Genomic DNA, 17,288 nt, shown 5'->3' with positions numbered 1-17,288 from the left:
TCCGGCTCAGGTTATTTTTTGCCTGTTATTCGTCATCTTCCATTTGCGCTGCAATCAGCGCCAGCCCACGGCGGTAATCCTCTTTTGCTCCTGCATATTCCTCTTCGGCTTCCGTCTCCACCTGCTGAACGGTCACTGTATTGCCGACTGGCTGCCAGATGTTGCCGACCCACGGCTCCGGCTGTTTGTGCTCCAGTACGTTGATATTTTCATCCTCAGCGTCGCGCAGCTTCTCTTCGGCGCGTTTACGCATCCCTTTGATGCGCTGCTGGTGTTTGTGGTACTCCGCCGTAACCGGGAAGGCGGCGCGTTTGTTGCCGTTCCAGATGGCCTCGCAAATAAAGGAGCCATCCAGGCGACGCACGGTAATTTTGCTGGCGTCGTGTATGTCGTAGCTGATAAGCACCTTGCGGCCGTGTTCGTCCCGCAGCTCCGGCGCGTAATAGATGTTATTCAGCCAGTGGATCTCACAGCGGCGAACCGGTTTTTCCACCATCGGACGGAACATGTCGCGCAGTTCCACATCTGACAGCCATTCAATTTCCGTATCTTCTTCCGCCAGGCGCTTTTTACGATATTCTGCCGGGCTGAAATGTTTTCCGTTGGCCTTCATCGGTAACTCGCTGTGCGGGCGGTTGTTGTACCACTCCACACCCTCGCGAACCGCCTCACACAACTCGGACCAGGACGGCAAATCACGCATGGCCGCCCGCTGTTTTGCATTGAGGTTTTTACCCTGTTGAAGGGTATTAAAAGCCGATCGTAAATCGCGGTTTAATTTACGCAGCGTTTCACGATCTGCACCTTTCCCGAAGTACGTGCGGTACTTACGCGCAATGCGCATGGGTAAAGTCCGGTTAAGACGCTCAATAATACCCCGGCCCTGTGGATTACCGGCAATGCCGGTTGGGTGATTAACCCCAAGACGCGGGAGTATCCCGACCACTTCCTTATCCAGCACATCAGCGGTTTCACCGGAACCATTATCCGAGTAATAAATAAACGGCTTACCGTGGTTACGTATGCCATGCTGAATGGCACCGGCCACCGCGAAGACGTTCTCCGCAAGATCCATGCTCCAGCCGACGACAAAGCGGGTGGCACCATCAATCACAAAGGTCACTTCCGGCGAGAACGGGCGCCCGTGTATCGGATGCGCGCATTTCAGCTTCATACCGTGGCCGTCACCAATCCAGACATAGTTAACAGGCATCTGTAACCAGTCACGACGGGTAAAGCCCTCAAGCTGGCGATATTCACTGCCCGTCACGCGGCCTTTCTGCTTCGTCACCTCTGGCAATTTCTTCATCACACGGCGGATCGCGTCGTATGAGGGAACTATCTGCAACATATAGGGTTCCTCCGCGTGCCGGCGGTTCCACTCCGCCACAAAATCATCGTATGCCTCGGTCATGGGGCGACCGTTTGACTGCCGGTATTGCGCCAGGAAGTCAGCAAGCCAGCTAATTTCCTCCACCTTCATCTCTTCCCGCTTACCGGGAGCCAGCAAAAGCAGACGCTCGGCGGCGTTCTGCGCCTGGCTGTACTTCAACACCCACTGATACAGTGGATCGCGGCTGATTGTTCTGCCGCTGCCGCGTTTGGCGTTGGCCGTCACCGCGGCCGCCTGCAAGAGTGGCGGTAACTCTCCCGATCGAGCTTTTGAAACCACATAATTGATCGCTTTAAGTCGCCCGATATTCCCCTGGTCCTCCAGCAAAAAAACCTCCCGCACCAGTGCCGCCCTGGCATCAGCTACCTGCCGTTGATTCTCCGTCAGCGCGTTCAGGCGCTCTTCCATCAACTGAGGCGAGCCCCGATAGGCCTCAAGCGGTGATATCGCATCAGGAACGCGCTGCCGTCTGACGACAGGCTTTGCGGGTTCCTGTGGTGTTTTGGCCTCCATCAACTGAGCCATATATCGCTCACGTATCGCCTTCTGCGTCACCTCCGGTAGACAATCAATGCTGTACTCGATGGCCTTTGTACCTGGACGCTGGCGCTTATGATGGTCAGTAGAAGCCCATTTTTTTACTGCATACCTGACACCCTGCGCCGTTCCCGGCACGCCTGGTAACCCGATAAGCTCATTAACTGACACAAACATAATCACGCCACCTTACGGGTGTACCGGCTTGGCCAAATCTCCTCAGGTTTTCTACCTATCGCATCAGCAATGATGCATTCGTATTTAGGCACGTGGCGATAGAGCGCATTTTTGAGGGTATCCTGGGCAAGACCTGCGCGGAGAGACAACTTGCGCAATGTAAGTCCCTGCGCCCGAATCTCTCCGACAATCTGACCAGGATGCCAATCTTTTCTGATTACTTCATTTCTGATCATGATTCCTCTATCCTAAAAAGTTAACCGTTCGGATTATCCCGTCGTGTTATCTCTACAGATAGATAATTGATCACCACAAAGAAAAAGTAAAGATAAAAATCACTTTCTTTAGATATTTTTAACTACTTTAAGAGATTTAATTATGAATCAAATAGTTACAGGAAAGGAAAAAGGGATGACGAAAGAAAATGATTTTTCTTTTCCAGGTATACAAAAAGAAAGCGTTAGAGAGCGTATTAAGCTTCTTATGAGGGGGAGGAGTAAGAGCGCTGTAGCTAAGTTGTGGGGACTACCTTTCTCAACCTTAAATAATTATTTTGAAAAGGATGCCATTCCATCACTACAAGTAGCTAGCCAGATCGCAGCGGTTGAAGGTGTAACTATAGACTGGCTAGTTTTAGGAACGGAGAGCCAGCAAACTCAAACCCAACCTCTACAACAGCAGTCGCAACAATATGACGCTGCAAGAGATAAAGATGTACAAATAATTCTAGCTATTTGGCAAGGCTTAGAACCTAACGAACGAGAGAGCATCAGTAAGTTATTGTCGCGCCGTGGCGGTGACTTTCTTGCTATCTTGCTTGATAAGCACATCCAGGAGCTGCATGAGCTTGATGGTGTTCGCCGCCTGCTTGCTTTGGAGTTAAAAAACATACCAGAAGAAAAGGTTAGAGAGATTTACGAAGAATACGAAACTACAGGTGATCACTTCAATTTAACCGACAAGCAGGCCAGCGCGTAAGATGACTAGCCTGTTAATTATACGCAAACTTATTGTTGTTTATCTTTTGTTTAATTAACACGCAAAGAGCGTTACAATGTTGAGTAGCCAGTTTTGAAGGTCTTTTGAAAGGGTTTTAAGGCTGGTTGGGTTATCTTGAATGTTTCGTCGATCTCGTGTTGATTGACTGTTTTGTGCTCAACTTATCTTGAATAGACGTTTCTCCTATCTCTTTGGATCACAACCAATTCTACCAGATCACACCTAATCACGGTTATCTTGAATAAATCACCTCTTCTTACAGTTCGCCTTTCTCTTTTGCGCGATAAAGTTTGGTATGCCCGCAGGACTGGCGTCGTTGGTATTACAGGCGCAGGCCTTTTTTACCATGGCTTTGGGGGCGTTTGTTTTTAGCGAGCGGTTACAACGTAAGCAGTTGGCGGGAATCGCCCTGGCGATTATAGGTGTACTGGTATTGATTGAAGCCAGTCTCAACGGACAGCATATAGCGATGTCGGGATTTATGCTGACTCTGGCGGCGGCATTTAGCTGGGCCTGCGGCAATATCTTTAATAAAAAAATTATGCAACATAGTCCGCGCCCGGCGGTGATGTCGCTGGTGGTCTGGAGCGCGCTGATCCCGATCCTGCCGTTCCTGCTGTCATCGCTGCTACTGGAGGGGGCGGATCACATTACGCAAAGCCTTATTACCATCGATATGACGACGATATTGTCGCTGCTTTATCTGGCTTTTGTTGCCACTATACTTGGCTACGGCATCTGGGGCGCGTTACTGGGGCGCTATGAGACCTGGCGCGTGGCGCCGTTATCATTGCTGGTGCCGGTAGTCGGGCTGGCGAGCGCCGCGGTGTTACTCGGGGAAACGTTGACCGGGATGCAGCTTGCGGGCGCAGTACTGATTATGGCTGGACTCTATATCAATGTGTTTGGATTTCGTGTGCGCCGTACTGCGCGCGTCAGGGGATGAGGCATTATGTTACTAAGAAGACAAGCGCTAATTTCAGACCATGCCGCGAGGTAATAGCGGCGGACTTGTCATCGCCAGATGGTACTAAAAAAATGCCCCGCAAAACGGGGCAAAGAGGTTAAAGGTGTTGGTCGTTATAATAGGGCACGCCTAATTCATCTGACTTATCGCTGTTCACGCTCACGGGGTGAAGGTCATTTGGCGGATCGCCTACACAGGGCAGCAGCATCACATCGCGGCTATTTTGCGCCACAGGTAACAAAGTTTGTTCTGCAATGCCATATCCGGAGGCGATAAGTAACAGACCCGGCAGGGCGGGAAACAGCATTTTCATGGTGCTCTTCGCGTGGCGCATAAACAAACTAGTAGTTGCCATGGTTCAGCGGCAGCATATACCGTGATTCGCCATGCATATTGGTGATCCGGTATTTGTGTGGCGGCACATCAAAATAGTTTTTGAACGTCCGGGTCAATGTTTGCTGTGACTCAAAGCCATAGCGTTCCGCCAGATAGAGAATGGGCTCGTTGCTCTCTTTTAATTTTTGCGCGATTTCCGTCATTTTACGGCTGCGGATGTATTGACCTAATGAATGACCGGTCTCTTTTTTAAACATCCGTTGCAGGTGCCATTTGGAATATCCTGAACGCTCAGACACTTTTTCCAGTGAGAGCGGCGACTCCAGGTTATCCTCGATCCAGTCCAAAATGCTATGAATAGTAATAGCGTCAGTGTTGCGTCTGGACATCGTCATACCTCTTTTTTGTCTACGGCAGAATTTTCTTGAGCAAATACTCAAGCGTTGCCACTTCGTCCGCCGTTAAGTTTTTTGTTAATTCCTGATGCAGGTCTTGCCCTGGTCGTTGATGACATTGCTCACAAATTGCCGCGCCGTCCGGCGTTAGCTTCACCAGTACGCCGCGTTTGTCATTAGGATTCGGCAGTCTTTCGATCCAGCCTTTGCACAGCAGGCGGTCGAGCATCCGCGTCAATGCGCCGAGATCGACAGACAGCACTTTTTTAAGTTCAACCGGGGTAATACATCCCGCGCAGCGTATCGAGCACAGCACTTTAAACTGTGTTGCGGTGATATCCAGCGGGGATAAATAGTTATTTAACAGGCGATCTTTTTTTTGATTTACCATGTAGATCAAGCGACCCAGCGGAATGATTTCATTGAACAGATCACTGGTGCTTTTCAAAATGGTTGCCCCGGCAAGTAATTAATTTCGTCAGATACTATTGCCCAGGCAAGTATAAGTCAACTAAATGAATTGGCCGATGCCACGATTTGCTAAAAGGCGTCCGGGGTATTGTGCTGTGATAACTTGTAACTAATTGATAATTAAAGGTTATATGTTGTAGAGGATATTAATTTGCACACTGGCGAAATGGCGCGCCTGGGCAATTTCACTTTATACTTCCGGTTCATGAAACGCTGATGGGTAAGAGATAGTATTATGATGGATTTGTTTAAAGCGATTGGATTGGGGCTGGTCGTACTGCTCCCGTTAGCCAATCCGCTAACCACCGTGGCGCTGTTTCTTGGCCTTGCGGGCAATATGAATAGTGCGGAACGCAACCGGCAGTCCTATATGGCTTCGGTTTATGTCTTCGCTATTATGATGGTGGCGTACTACGCCGGGCAGTTAGTTATGAACACCTTCGGTATTTCGATTCCAGGGCTACGGATCGCCGGGGGGTTAATCGTGGCGTTTATCGGCTTCAGAATGCTTTTCCCGCAGCAGAAGGCGCATGAGTCGCCGGAAGCGAAAAGCAAATCGGAGGAGCTGGCAGACGAACCGACGGCCAATATTGCGTTTGTTCCACTGGCTATGCCAAGCACCGCAGGACCGGGGACCATCGCAATGATCATCAGTTCCGCTTCCACGGTGCGTCATGGCGGCGAGTTTCCCGACTGGGTCATTACGGTCGCGCCGCCGATTATTTTTCTTGCCGTGGCGGTGATCCTGTGGGGATGCTTACGCAGTTCTGGCGCTATTATGCGGCTGGTGGGTAAAGGGGGGATTGAAGCGATCTCCCGCTTAATGGGATTCCTGCTGGTGTGTATGGGCGTGCAATTTATTATCAACGGCGTGTTGGAAATTATTAAAACGTACCACTAAGGCGCATTTTCGTCTGCCGGAAACCTGTTCCCGGCAGACGAATGTCTTAATGCGGTTGTTCTTCCAGCGTCACTGGCCATTTGCGGAATATGAGCACAGCCCATACCAGCGCGGCACAGGCGGGTATAGCGCCAATATAGCCGATGGCCGACATTGACCAGTGCAAACTCACCTGATTGCCTACCAGCGCGCCAGCGCCAATACCAATATTAAAGATGCCTGAAAATAGCGCCATTGCGACATCGGTCGCGTCCGGGGCCAGCGCCAGTACTTTCACCTGCATACCGAGCCCTATCACCATAATCGCGATGCCCCAGAAAATGCTCAGTATGGCCAGATGCGCTTCGCTATTCGCCGCAGGCAGCAGCAGAAGCAGACAGATAACCAGCAGGGCAATAGCGATACTGACGAGCGACGAGGCATGGCGATTACCCAGTTTACCAAACACGAGGCTGCCGATGATCCCGGCGCCGCCCAGGATCAGTAACAGGACGGTAGCAAAATTCGCACTGAGCCCGGCGACATTCTGAACGAACGGTTCAATATAGCTATAAGCGGTGTAATGCGCAGTCACCACAACGACGGTCAGTACATAGAGGCTCATCAGCGCCGGGCGCCGGAATAGCAAAGGTAAACTTTTTAGTGAGCCGGAATGTTCGCTCGGCAATTTCGGTAGAAGCTTAATCAGACATAGCAGCGTAATTAATGCGCCCATGCCGATGGCAAAAAAGGTGGTGCGCCAGCCAAAATACTGACCAACAACGCGACCTATCGGCAGCCCAAGCACCATGGCCAACGCGGTGCCGGTCGCTATCAGACTTAATGCCTGCGCGCGTTTCCCGGCAGGGGCCAGGCGGATCGCCAGCGAGGCGGTTATCGACCAGAAAATAGCGTGGGCGAAAGCGATGCCAATACGGCTAATGACCAGCACGGTAAAGTTCCATGCCAGAAAGGAGAGCACATGGCTGGCAATAAACAAAACAAACAGACAAATGAGTAGTTTACGGCGCTCCATTTGGCTGGTAAGAAGCATAAAGGGCAGCGACATGACGGCAACTACCCAGGCGTAAATGGTTAGCATGATGCCGACCTGCGCGGTTTGCATATGAAAGCTTTCAGCAATGTCTGACAGCAAACCAACCGGCACAAATTCTGTGGTATTGAAAATAAAAGCGGCAATAGCAAGCGTAACTACCCGTAGCCACGCGACCTTGCGGGAAACTGGATTGATTGTCATAAAAATATTTCGGGTTAGTTGCGAGAAGGTGAGGCCGCGATCTTAAAACGTTTACTGGCGAAAAGACAATCATTTTGTGACCTGCTTCTCATTTACTTCGCAGGCCGTTTCGTCTTCAGTCGACGCTCGCCAGTTGGGCGTTAAGTAACTCGATAAAGGCCTCAAGCTGGCGCGTCATCGCCCCGCGCCGCCACATTAGCCATGTGCTAAGCCAGCGCCACTTCTCCGCCAACGGCCAGGCTTCCACCTGATGATGTCCTGGCATACTGTTGAGCATACTTGCTGGCATCAGCGCAATACCTGCGCCGGCAATTACGCACGCCAACATTCCATGATATGACTCCATTTCGTGAATCGTACCGGGGGTCGCGCCATCGGCATGAAACCAGCTTTCGAAATGCCGTCGGTAAGAACAGTTGGCGCGAAAAGCATAGATGTTATAACCATTTACCTCGCTGGCCCGCGAAACGACGGAATGGCCGTGTGGCGCGACGATCATCATCTCTTCCTGGTAAGCCGGTATACCTTCCAGCCCCGGATGCATTAGCGGGCCATCAATAAAGGCGGCGTTCAGCTTTCCTTCGAGCACGCCATCCAGCATGGCGCCGGAAGGACCGGTCGTTAACGCGAACTGAATTTTAGGGTAACGCTGGTTATAACCCGCCAGCAGCGCGGGGATACGTACGGCGGCAGTACTTTCTAACGCGCCGAGTGAAAACAGTCCTTGCGGTTCCTCTCCGGCAACCACCATGCGGGCTTCATCGACCAGCGCCAGGATCTGCTGGCTGTAACGTAAAAAGTTATGCCCGGCTGGTGACAGCCTGAGCCGCTGGTTTTCGCGAATAAACAGAGAGACGCCCAGGTCGGCTTCAAGCTGACGGATACGCGTGGTCAGGTTGGACGGAACGCGGTGTACTTTTGCCGCCGCCTGCGTGATGCTGCCCGTGAGAGCGACAGCGTTAAACATTTCCAGTTGCGTCAGGTCCATGGTTTTCTCAATTCGTGAATAGTCTGGTTAATATTATTCATTTTTCAGAAAGGGTAAAGGGCGTCATGATGGTACAACTCCCCTGATAACGAGAGAAAGAACATGACCATGATGACTGCAACACAGGCGTTATCCGTGAATCCTGCGACCGGCCAGACGCTGGCGGCAATGCCCTGGGCTAACGCGCAAGAGATTGAACATGCGCTGAGTCTGGCGGCGAGCGGTTTCAAAAAGTGGAAAATGACATCGGTAGCGCAACGGGCGCAAACATTACGTGATATTGGTCAGGCGCTTCGCGCTCATGCAGAAGAGATGGCGCAATGTATTACGCGTGAAATGGGTAAACCCATAAAGCAGGCGCGTGCGGAAGTGACGAAATCCGCCGCGTTATGCGACTGGTATGCGGAACATGGCCCGGCAATGCTGAATCCTGAGCCTACGCTGGTAGAAAATCAGCAGGCGGTGATTGAATACCGTCCGCTGGGCGTCATTCTGGCGATAATGCCGTGGAATTTTCCTTTATGGCAGGTGTTACGCGGGGCAGTGCCGATACTGTTGGCGGGGAATAGCTACTTGTTAAAACATGCGCCCAATGTCACGGGTTGCGCGCAGATGATAGCCCGAATCTTGACGGAAGCCGGTACTCCCGCTGGCGTCTATGGATGGGTGAACGCCAATAATGAGGGCGTGAGTCAGATGATTAACGATCCGCGAATCGCGGCGGTGACGGTGACCGGTAGCGTGCGCGCCGGCGCGGCGATTGGCGCTCAGGCTGGGGCGGCGCTGAAAAAGTGCGTACTGGAACTGGGTGGCTCGGATCCGTTTATTGTACTCAATGATGCCGATCTCGAACTGGCGGTAAAAGCCGCGGTTGCCGGACGCTATCAAAACACCGGACAAGTCTGCGCCGCCGCCAAACGTTTTATTGTCGAAGAGGGCATTGCGCAGGCGTTTACCGATCGCTTTGTGGCGGCTGCCGCAGCATTAAAGATGGGGGATCCTCTGGTTGAAGAGAATGACCTAGGGCCGATGGCGCGCTTTGATTTGCGTGATGAACTCCATCAACAGGTGCAGGCTTCCGTCGCCGAAGGCGCACGGTTACTGTTGGGCGGCGAGAAAATCGCTGGGGAGGGCAACTATTATGCCGCGACCGTTCTGGCGGATGTCACACCTGACATGACGGCATTTCGTCAGGAACTTTTTGGGCCTGTTGCCGCCATTACCGTTGCAAAAGATGCGGCGCACGCCCTCGCGCTGGCGAATGACAGTGAGTTTGGCCTGTCGGCGACGATCTTTACCGCCGACGATACGCTGGCCGCGGAGATGGCGGCGCGTCTTGAGTGCGGCGGGGTATTCATTAATGGGTACAGCGCCAGCGATGCGCGTGTGGCATTCGGCGGGGTGAAGAAAAGCGGCTTTGGTCGCGAACTTTCGCACTTTGGTTTACACGAATTTTGTAATGTGCAGACCGTCTGGAAGAACCGCGTCTAATCGCCCTGACGTCGCATGGCGCCCTCTGCTATACTCGCAGGCCTTTTCAGACCTGCGAGCAAGGAGCATGTTGTGGTCAGGGCCATGGATAATGCAATTTTAGAGACGATTTTACAGCGCGTTCGCCCCCTCATTGGCCAGGGCAAAGTCGCTGACTATATTCCGGCATTAGCGTCCGTCGAGGGTTCAAAGCTGGGGATAGCGATTTGTACCGTGGACGGGCAGCATTATCAGGCGGGCGATGCGCACGAACGCTTCTCTATTCAGTCTATTTCGAAAGTGCTTAGTCTGGTGGTGGCGATGCGTCATTATCCGGAAGAGGAGATCTGGCAGCGCGTCGGAAAAGATCCTTCCGGCTCGCCGTTCAATTCGTTGGTTCAGTTAGAGATGGAACAAGGCATCCCGCGTAATCCATTTATTAATGCGGGCGCGCTGGTGGTATGCGACATGTTGCAAGGGCGGCTTAGCGCGCCGCGTCAGCGAATGCTGGAAGTTGTGCGCGCGCTTTGCGGCGTATCGGATATTACGTATGACGCTACGGTCGCGCGCTCTGAATTTGAGCATTCTGCCCGTAACGCCGCTATTGCCTGGCTGATGAAATCATTCGGTAATTTTCATCATGATGTGCCTACCGTGTTGCAAAATTACTTCCACTACTGTGCGTTGAAAATGAGCTGCATGGAACTGGCGAGGACGTTTGTCTTTCTGGCGAATCAGGGCGAGGCGTTTCATCTCGACGAGCCGGTAGTTACCCCCATGCAGGCCCGGCAGATTAATGCGCTAATGGCGACCAGCGGGATGTATCAGAATGCCGGAGAGTTTGCCTGGCGGGTGGGATTGCCCGCTAAATCCGGCGTGGGCGGCGGTATTGTCGCCATTGTGCCGCATGAAATGGCGATTGCCGTCTGGAGTCCGGAGCTGGATCCTGCGGGAAACTCTCTGGCAGGTATCGCCGCGCTTGAGCAATTAACACAAACGTTAGGACGTTCGGTATACTGATGAATGCGCTTGAACCGCTCTTTGTCCGCCTGGCGCGATCGACATTTCGTTCGCGTTTTCGTCTCGGGATAAAAGAAAGACAATATTGCTGGGATAAAGGCGCGGAGGTAATTGATAAACACGCCGCCGATTTTATCGCCCAGCGACTGGCGCCAGCGCACCCGGCGAATGATGGTAAGCAAACGCCGATGCGGGGCCATCCGGTATTTATCGCGCAACATGCGACGGCAACCTGCTGTCGTGGGTGCCTGGCGAAGTGGCACCAGATACCTCAGGGAGAACCGCTGAGCGAAGCGCAGCAACAGTATATTGTCAGCGTTATCCATTACTGGCTGGTCATACAAATGAATCAGCGGTAGGGCAGCGCGTCGTTGCTGACGCTTTCCCTGATAAATTACCCTCATACCACTGATAGCAGCCGTTGACCGTCATATATCTCATGTGCTGAAGTGTCTTTTTAGTTACAACATACATATAGTTGTTTTTTTTCAACGCCTGTCAGCACTGTGCAAAAAAATGTTCTACAGGGCAGGGGATCCGTGTATCACCAGAAGCTTGCAACCTTGATCTGGATCACGTTTAATGACAGTGCTTTTTTACCTGCTGAAGATAATCATGATCGTTAGACCACAACAGCACTGGATTCGCCTGATATTTGTCTGGCATGGTTCCGTGTTATCTAAAATCTTTTCACGACTGCTCCTTAACTTTCTTCTTTCTATCGCCGTTATTATCATGCTGCCCTGGTACACAATGCTGGGTATTAAGTTTACCCTTGCGCCGTTTAGCATACTGGGCGTCGCTATCGCCATTTTTCTTGGGTTTCGCAATAATGCCTGTTATGCGCGTTACGTCGAAGCGCGACATTTGTGGGGGCAGTTGATGATCGCTTCACGCTCAATACTGCGAGAGGTGAAAACAACCTTGCCTGATGAACGCGGTATCGAGGATTTTGTTCGGTTACAAATCGCTTTTGCCCACTGTTTGCGTATGACATTGCGTCGACAGCCTCAGACGCAAGTTTTGGGCAACTATCTTGACCAGGAGGCGTTACAGAAAGTTGTCGCTTCCCATTCCCCCGCTAACCGTATCTTATTGCTGATGGGAGAGTGGCTGGCGATTCGCCGCCGCAGCGGAAAGCTTTCCGATATTTTATTTCATAGCCTCAACAACCGCTTAAATGATATGTCGTCAGTGTTGGCCGGCTGTGAACGCATCGCCAACACACCGGTGCCTTTTGCCTATACGTTAATTTTGCATCGTACGGTTTATCTTTTCTGCATTATGTTGCCATTTGCACTGGTGGTTGATCTGCACTATATGACGCCGTTTATTTCGGTGCTTATTTCTTATACGTTTATCGCGTTGGATGCGTTAGCGGAAGAGTTGGAAGATCCGTTCGGTACTGAAAATAATGATTTACCGCTGGATGCGATATGCAATGCGATAGAAATCGATTTACTGCAAATGAATGATGAAAGGGATATTCCGGAAAAACGGATACCGGATAAGCGCTATCAACTGACCTGAGTTTGTCTTAACAGGCGCAGAATGTTCATCTGCGCCATAACCTGAAGAGCAAAGCTTAATAGCCTTCTCCAACGCCGGTTTTTGCTGGACCGGAGTAGTGGACATGAACGATTCGCCATCCTGTGTTTGGTATCTTCGCCCACACCTGGCTTTCGCGGCCTGTCGTGTGTTGAGTCTGCCCATTATCACGGCGTACCGCGGTAAAATGCCAGTCGAACTCTGCAACGGCGGCATTGCCATACACATGAATAGCAGGGGGAGCGTCCAGTTTTAATGTGCGTTTGCTGAAGGTTTTACCCATAGTGGCGCCATAAAAATTTTCAGCGATCTGCGACCATCCGCGTTCGTGACCGCGTGGATGAATAAAACTGGTTTCCGGTGAAACATAAAAGAGCTGCTTGCCTAACGTTGGGTCTGCCTTATCTATTGAATAAAGGTAGCGGTTAATACCTTCTGTAATTTCTTGTTTAACGGTCGACGTAGCTTCATTTTGTGCGGCGGTTGGCGTTGCCGCTGATGCCGATGACGCCATCAGAGTTAACGTTATCGCGGCGGTCGAAAACAATAGTGACGTTTTTTGCATAATAGTTATACCCATATGGTCTGTTTTTGAGACACTTTATCTTTCCTGTTACGTTAACCTTTGTACTAAAGGAGCATGGCTCACGAACAATAAAAAACATCCTTCTATAAAATTACCCCGAAAAGGGAGTAGTGCAATTAAGAATATCGTATTTGTTTGTAACGGCATGACTCAAAATATCAACATTTAGAGTTTCAGTATTGTTGTTGTCCCTTGATTTGTTTTTGTATTTATTACCGCTGGTAAATAGTTAATCTTATGAATAGTGATACACAAATGACCGTTTGCGCTATGTGATAATTAACCATAGTAAAAATACACGAAGCGAAGAAGTGCTATTTCAGTAGTACTGATATTTTCATAACGCTAATTTAAAAATAAATGTAAACGTAACAAATTATACACAAAAATAAGAAGGGCTGTGGCCTCAACTGACTTGATTATGATTCCGTCTTAACGAATGTCAGCCGAGTGTTCAGTGCCATTCTCGCCCTGGCATCCCCGACCGTAAGCCTGTTCTCTACTGGTAACCCCCTTGTTATTACAGCAGAAAACAGGGCATATCATTGATGTAGTCATGCTTAACTTGCATTTTAACATCACTAATACATAGCAAGCTAATATTACACTTTGAAACTTAACGCACGGTAATTGTTAGTGATATTGTCCTGGACAGTTCCGCGAGCAGGTTTTGCGGAAAGTCCAAAAATAAGACAAATAAGGCATATAAAATGAAAAAAGTAGTGGTGTTATCTGCGGTAGCCGCAGCCGTAATGATGGCTGGAGCCGCCAACGCAGCAGAAATCTATAACAAGGATGGCAATAAACTGGATTTGTATGGCAAGGTCGACGGCCTGCATTATTTTTCCAGTAATCATAGTACGGATGGCGATCAATCTTATATCCGTATGGGTATTAAAGGCGAGACTCAAATTACCGATCAACTAACCGGTTTTGGACAGTGGGAGTATCAGGTCAACGCCAATCGTCCGGAAGATGGTGACTCCAGCGGTTCCCCGCAAAGCTGGACGCGTCTCGGTTTTGCTGGTTTGGCATTTGCCGATATGGGGTCTGTTGATTATGGTCGTAACTATGGCGTGTTATACGACATTGGTTCATGGACTGACGTACTGCCTGAATTTGGTAATGATTCGTATGAAGCTTCCGATAATTTTATGACCGGACGCGCGAATGGCGTTCTGACTTATCGCAATAATGATTTCTTTGGTCTGGCTGATGGTCTGAATATTGCGTTGCAGTATCAGGGTAAAAATGACGGCCTGTCGAAAGAAGGTGATCCTTTAAGTAATAATGCCAGAAAAAGTATCGCGTACCAGAATGGCGATGGTTTCGGGGCATCAGCGACATATGATTTGGGCATGGGGGTGAGCCTGGGGGCAGCCTATACCAGTTCCAAACGCACGCTTGATCAGATGACGCAAGATAAATACGACAATGGTGACCGCGCTGAAGCCTGGACTGGCGGCGTGAAGTATGATGCCAATAATATTTACCTGGCGGCAAACTATACCCGTACTTATGATATGACCTATATGGGCGATACATTGGGCGGCTTTGCACATAAAACCGATAACTGGGAAATGGTAGGGCAATATCAATTTGATAATGGCTTACGCCCGTCACTGGCGTTCCTGCAATCCAGAGCCAATGATGTTGATGGACTGGGTTCGTTCGACCTTGTGAAATATATTGATGTGGGTTCCTATTACTACTTCAATAAAAATATGTCCGCGTATGTTGACTACAAAATCAATCTGCTAAAAGATGGCAACCCATCGAATCCTAATACAGACAACACCGTGGCGCTCGGCTTAGTCTACGAGTTTTGATAAAACTTGCTGATTAAGACAGTTTAGGGATACCCTCCTTTTCCCAAAACTGTGTCACTGCTTAACCTTTATTATTGTTAATTTATTCTTTTATTATTTCAGGACGCTTCTGGCGTCCTTTTTTATTGACTATTCGTTGACTATTCGACTTCGATCTCGCGAATGCGCATTCTGCTACTGTCATCTATCTGCACTTTACCTGAATGACAAAAGGGGCAACAGAGTGTGGACGTTTGAGAGGTGAAGGGTTGATTACAGGACAGACACCAACCTTGCGCCGGTGCGATAGTAATGTGGAAACGCGCATTGTCAGCAAGGGTATGACGAGCGGCGACGTCCAGGCCAAAATGCAGCGCCGGCACCTCAACACAGGCCATAACGCCAATCTCCAGCCAGACTTGCTTTACCTTGCTGAACTGGTGATTTACTGCCTGTTCCTCCAGCAATTCGATAATATTTTGCGCCAGGGCTAATTCATGCATGGGCCAGCTCCTTCATTCAACAATATTTACGGCGACACAAGGATCAATTACCTGTAACTGTTGCGCCCACAATGAGAGTGGAATAGTGGCCAGTTCGCGAGCAATGACGCCGTCAGATTGGGCGTGACGTGTGGTAGGCGAGATAATACGGTAATCAAGAATATTGCCTGACGTCGTCAGTCTGGCCTGATGAACTAACCATCCTCGCGCGGTTTCCACTACCGCTATTTTCCATTCGCCATCATCAAAACGATTCCAGCGCAGGGTAGGAAGGGCGCTCAAACTTCGGGCGAGCGTAACGCAGCGGGCCAGCAGACGTAGCGCAGTCGTTTTTCCGCTAAGACAACAGGCTGACAGTAGCGGATATTCGATAGCCAGAGGCGAGACATCCAGGGGACCATGGGTTATTAACGTATGGTCCGGGGACGACGCCATCGGTAGTGTAGGTGTAATGATATTCTGTACTGCCGCCAGCCAGCGGGCGGTTTCAGAACGCTCTTGCAAAAACCAGGCTTCCCAGCCCTTTACGCCAGCGGCAAGCCAGGTCTGAGGATCATCGTCAAAAAAGATTGTGCTTGCCAGCGGGGATAACTCTCCGCGACGTAACAACGCCCATTCTTCAGCGGTTGCCTGTCGGTGGCTAAACAGGGGGAGCCAGTCGGTCAACGCGCGACGGAGCGTTTCTCGCGCCAGCTCCTGTTGTGCGGCCTGCATATCTGGCTTCTCTTCAGGAAACAACAGTAAAGCCGCCGCTGCGCTGTGTGCCTGAGCGCACAACGTAAACAAACGTGAAATAAGCGTCTTCGCGTATACCGGCGTTGCGCCCTGTAACAAACGACCGATCGGCGCCTCCTGCCAGATAATCCGTAGCGGGTGAGAATAGACGGTCAATCTTTGCACGAATTATTACCTTCATCGATCACCATAAACCCGGACTTACTGGTTTCGCAAACCGGGCAGCACCAGTAATCAGGTAACTGGCTGAAGGGCACGCCGGGTGGAATTTGCCATACGTCATCGCCCAGCGCAGGGTCGTAAACCCACCAACATACTTTGCACTCCATGCGCACCACTGGCTCATTTTCTGTGACCGGGTATTCTTTCAACCATTCCAACATATTTTTTAGCCCCGCGTAGGCATCTTCGATATCGTCGATGCCTGCAACGGCGATATCAGGAATGTCCGCTATCTCAATCATATCTTGCAGTAATGTGTTCATATCATTGAAATAATTGACCCGCCATACGCCGGGAAAATGCGTGCTTACAATCCGGCATTTACCATATCCGCGTGAAAAAATAGCGCTACAGCCTTCGCCTAAAAAATGATCCAGATACTCGCGATCGGCATCGTTTACTGGCAATAGCGTTAAGTTAATGATATGCGGCTCTTTTACCGGCTGTTTTACGCGCTCGGCTATTTCATGCGCGATAAAGGCGCCATTCATCAATCCCGCCGGTTGCGGCGGCAATTCTGGTGTAATCGGCGGCTGCGGATGCGTCTGCCAGATGCTCTCCGGGATCGGGCCAATGATAATTTCATCGGCAACCCGTTGCTGGTCAGCGTTATATTCACGTACACGCCAGACGCCCGTAAAAACCGTCTCCTGAATACGCTGTTCTTTTCCATCGGGTAATAGTACCCGGGCGGATATTTCACCTTCGCCGAGCAGTTGATCCAACAAACCGCTATTCTGTTGCTCAGTGGCATTCAGCTTATAGCTCAGGGGAAAGGGGAGCGTTGCCACCGGGTTATCCATATCGCGAATAAGCGTAGTCAGAATGTGTCTGGCAACACGAAGCTCAGCAGGCAGCGCCTGTTCCGGTAAAACCGGCGTCAGTGGGAGATTAATGCCGGCGGGGATAGGAAGAAAGTTAAAGTCTTCCTCTTCTGGCTGCGAGCCTGGTCCGGCAATATTAACGACTGGAATAGTTCTGGAATGATTCACGTG

18 protein-coding genes and 1 pseudogene are annotated in these 17,288 nt (G+C 50.5%); 8 read left to right on the top strand and 11 right to left on the bottom strand.

Annotated features, from left to right (window positions below):
* Positions 1-25 precede the first annotated feature (25 nt).
* Complete coding sequence (locus NAZ64_RS01755; protein ID WP_080073624.1) at positions 26-2,107, bottom strand: Mu transposase C-terminal domain-containing protein; 2,082 nt, start codon at positions 2,105-2,107, stop codon at positions 26-28.
* A gap of 2 nt (positions 2,108-2,109) precedes the next feature.
* Positions 2,110-2,343 (bottom strand): helix-turn-helix domain-containing protein, encoded by a 234-nt coding sequence (locus tag NAZ64_RS01750; RefSeq protein ID WP_094300180.1) that lies wholly within the window; start codon positions 2,341-2,343, stop codon positions 2,110-2,112.
* 142 nt (positions 2,344-2,485) lie between these two features.
* Between NAZ64_RS01750 and NAZ64_RS01745 the strand changes: the two genes are divergently transcribed.
* Both NAZ64_RS01745 and NAZ64_RS01740 read left to right on the top strand, forming a co-directional pair.
* The gene (locus NAZ64_RS01745; RefSeq protein ID WP_080073623.1) at positions 2,486-3,085 is read left to right on the top strand and encodes a helix-turn-helix domain-containing protein; all 600 of its coding nucleotides are present in this window, start codon (positions 2,486-2,488) and stop codon (positions 3,083-3,085) included.
* 274 nt (positions 3,086-3,359) lie between these two features.
* Positions 3,360-4,052 (top strand): annotated as a pseudogene (locus NAZ64_RS01740) (EamA family transporter); the annotation flags it as partial.
* A 118-nt stretch (positions 4,053-4,170) separates the two neighbouring features.
* Here NAZ64_RS01740 and marB read toward each other — a convergent pair.
* From marB to marR, 3 genes are read right to left on the bottom strand one after another with little or no spacing between them, the layout of a single operon-like run.
* On the bottom strand, positions 4,171-4,386 hold the full coding sequence (marB, locus tag NAZ64_RS01735; protein WP_000783049.1) for a multiple antibiotic resistance protein MarB: 216 nt from the start codon (positions 4,384-4,386) through the stop codon (positions 4,171-4,173).
* A 28-nt stretch (positions 4,387-4,414) separates the two neighbouring features.
* Positions 4,415-4,798 (bottom strand): MDR efflux pump AcrAB transcriptional activator MarA, encoded by a 384-nt coding sequence (marA, locus tag NAZ64_RS01730; protein ID WP_000091194.1) that lies wholly within the window; start codon positions 4,796-4,798, stop codon positions 4,415-4,417.
* 19 nt (positions 4,799-4,817) lie between these two features.
* Positions 4,818-5,252: a multiple antibiotic resistance transcriptional regulator MarR gene (gene marR / locus NAZ64_RS01725; RefSeq protein ID WP_000843434.1), complete on the bottom strand. Its 435-nt coding sequence runs from the start codon at positions 5,250-5,252 to the stop codon at positions 4,818-4,820.
* A gap of 258 nt (positions 5,253-5,510) precedes the next feature.
* Here marR and NAZ64_RS01720 point away from each other — a divergent pair, with 258 nt between their 5' ends.
* The gene (locus tag NAZ64_RS01720; protein WP_000968969.1) at positions 5,511-6,176 is read left to right on the top strand and encodes a MarC family NAAT transporter; all 666 of its coding nucleotides are present in this window, start codon (positions 5,511-5,513) and stop codon (positions 6,174-6,176) included.
* A gap of 46 nt (positions 6,177-6,222) precedes the next feature.
* Here the strand turns inward: NAZ64_RS01720 and NAZ64_RS01715 are convergent, their stop codons facing one another.
* Both NAZ64_RS01715 and ptrR read right to left on the bottom strand, forming a co-directional pair.
* A complete protein-coding gene (locus NAZ64_RS01715; RefSeq protein ID WP_000154613.1) occupies positions 6,223-7,413 on the bottom strand; it encodes a sugar transporter in 1,191 nt (396 codons plus the stop codon).
* Between the two features lie 115 nt (positions 7,414-7,528).
* Positions 7,529-8,401 (bottom strand): putrescine utilization regulator PtrR, encoded by an 873-nt coding sequence (gene ptrR, locus NAZ64_RS01710; RefSeq protein ID WP_000366541.1) that lies wholly within the window; start codon positions 8,399-8,401, stop codon positions 7,529-7,531.
* A 102-nt stretch (positions 8,402-8,503) separates the two neighbouring features.
* Here ptrR and sad point away from each other — a divergent pair, with 102 nt between their 5' ends.
* The 4 genes from sad to NAZ64_RS01690 all read left to right on the top strand — a co-directional run bounded on the left by sad (position 8,504) and on the right by NAZ64_RS01690 (position 12,421).
* Positions 8,504-9,892 carry a succinate-semialdehyde dehydrogenase gene (sad, locus tag NAZ64_RS01705; RefSeq protein ID WP_000178411.1) on the top strand — a complete coding sequence of 463 codons (1,389 nt, stop codon included), beginning with the start codon at positions 8,504-8,506 and terminating at the stop codon, positions 9,890-9,892.
* A gap of 72 nt (positions 9,893-9,964) precedes the next feature.
* Positions 9,965-10,891: a glutaminase B gene (glsB, locus tag NAZ64_RS01700; RefSeq protein ID WP_220569208.1), complete on the top strand. Its 927-nt coding sequence runs from the start codon at positions 9,965-9,967 to the stop codon at positions 10,889-10,891.
* Positions 10,891-11,250 carry a DUF4186 domain-containing protein gene (locus NAZ64_RS01695; protein ID WP_220569207.1) on the top strand — a complete coding sequence of 120 codons (360 nt, stop codon included), beginning with the start codon at positions 10,891-10,893 and terminating at the stop codon, positions 11,248-11,250. The genes glsB and NAZ64_RS01695 overlap by 1 nt, the downstream gene beginning before the upstream one ends.
* A gap of 256 nt (positions 11,251-11,506) precedes the next feature.
* On the top strand, positions 11,507-12,421 hold the full coding sequence (locus NAZ64_RS01690) for a bestrophin family protein (protein ID WP_001675544.1): 915 nt from the start codon (positions 11,507-11,509) through the stop codon (positions 12,419-12,421).
* A 55-nt stretch (positions 12,422-12,476) separates the two neighbouring features.
* On the opposite strand, the gene NAZ64_RS01685 is transcribed toward NAZ64_RS01690, so the two are convergent.
* Positions 12,477-13,019, bottom strand: coding sequence for a YybH family protein (locus NAZ64_RS01685; protein WP_220569206.1), 543 nt, complete (start codon positions 13,017-13,019; stop codon positions 12,477-12,479).
* Positions 13,020-13,735: 716 nt separating this feature from the next.
* Here NAZ64_RS01685 and ompC point away from each other — a divergent pair.
* Positions 13,736-14,854, top strand: coding sequence for a porin OmpC (ompC, locus tag NAZ64_RS01680; RefSeq protein WP_483640846.1), 1,119 nt, complete (start codon positions 13,736-13,738; stop codon positions 14,852-14,854).
* A 140-nt stretch (positions 14,855-14,994) separates the two neighbouring features.
* Here ompC and hypA read toward each other — a convergent pair whose 3' ends face one another.
* The 3 genes from hypA to NAZ64_RS01665 are packed head-to-tail and all read right to left on the bottom strand — an operon-like array spanning position 14,995 to position 17,285.
* The gene (hypA, locus tag NAZ64_RS01675) at positions 14,995-15,336 is read right to left on the bottom strand and encodes a hydrogenase maturation nickel metallochaperone HypA (protein WP_000544772.1); all 342 of its coding nucleotides are present in this window, start codon (positions 15,334-15,336) and stop codon (positions 14,995-14,997) included.
* Between the two features lie 12 nt (positions 15,337-15,348).
* Complete coding sequence (locus tag NAZ64_RS01670) at positions 15,349-16,236, bottom strand: ATP/GTP-binding protein (RefSeq protein WP_115286034.1); 888 nt, start codon at positions 16,234-16,236, stop codon at positions 15,349-15,351.
* Positions 16,224-17,285: a hydrogenase expression/formation C-terminal domain-containing protein gene (locus NAZ64_RS01665; RefSeq protein WP_220569902.1), complete on the bottom strand. Its 1,062-nt coding sequence runs from the start codon at positions 17,283-17,285 to the stop codon at positions 16,224-16,226. Before NAZ64_RS01665 ends, NAZ64_RS01670 begins: the two co-directional genes overlap by 13 nt.
* Positions 17,286-17,288: the final 3 nt, after the last annotated feature.

It is taken from the genome of Salmonella sp. A1325 (assembly GCF_056991255.1).
Note: the sequence above shows the minus strand (reverse complement) of the source record. Positions and strands in the feature narration are given on the sequence as shown.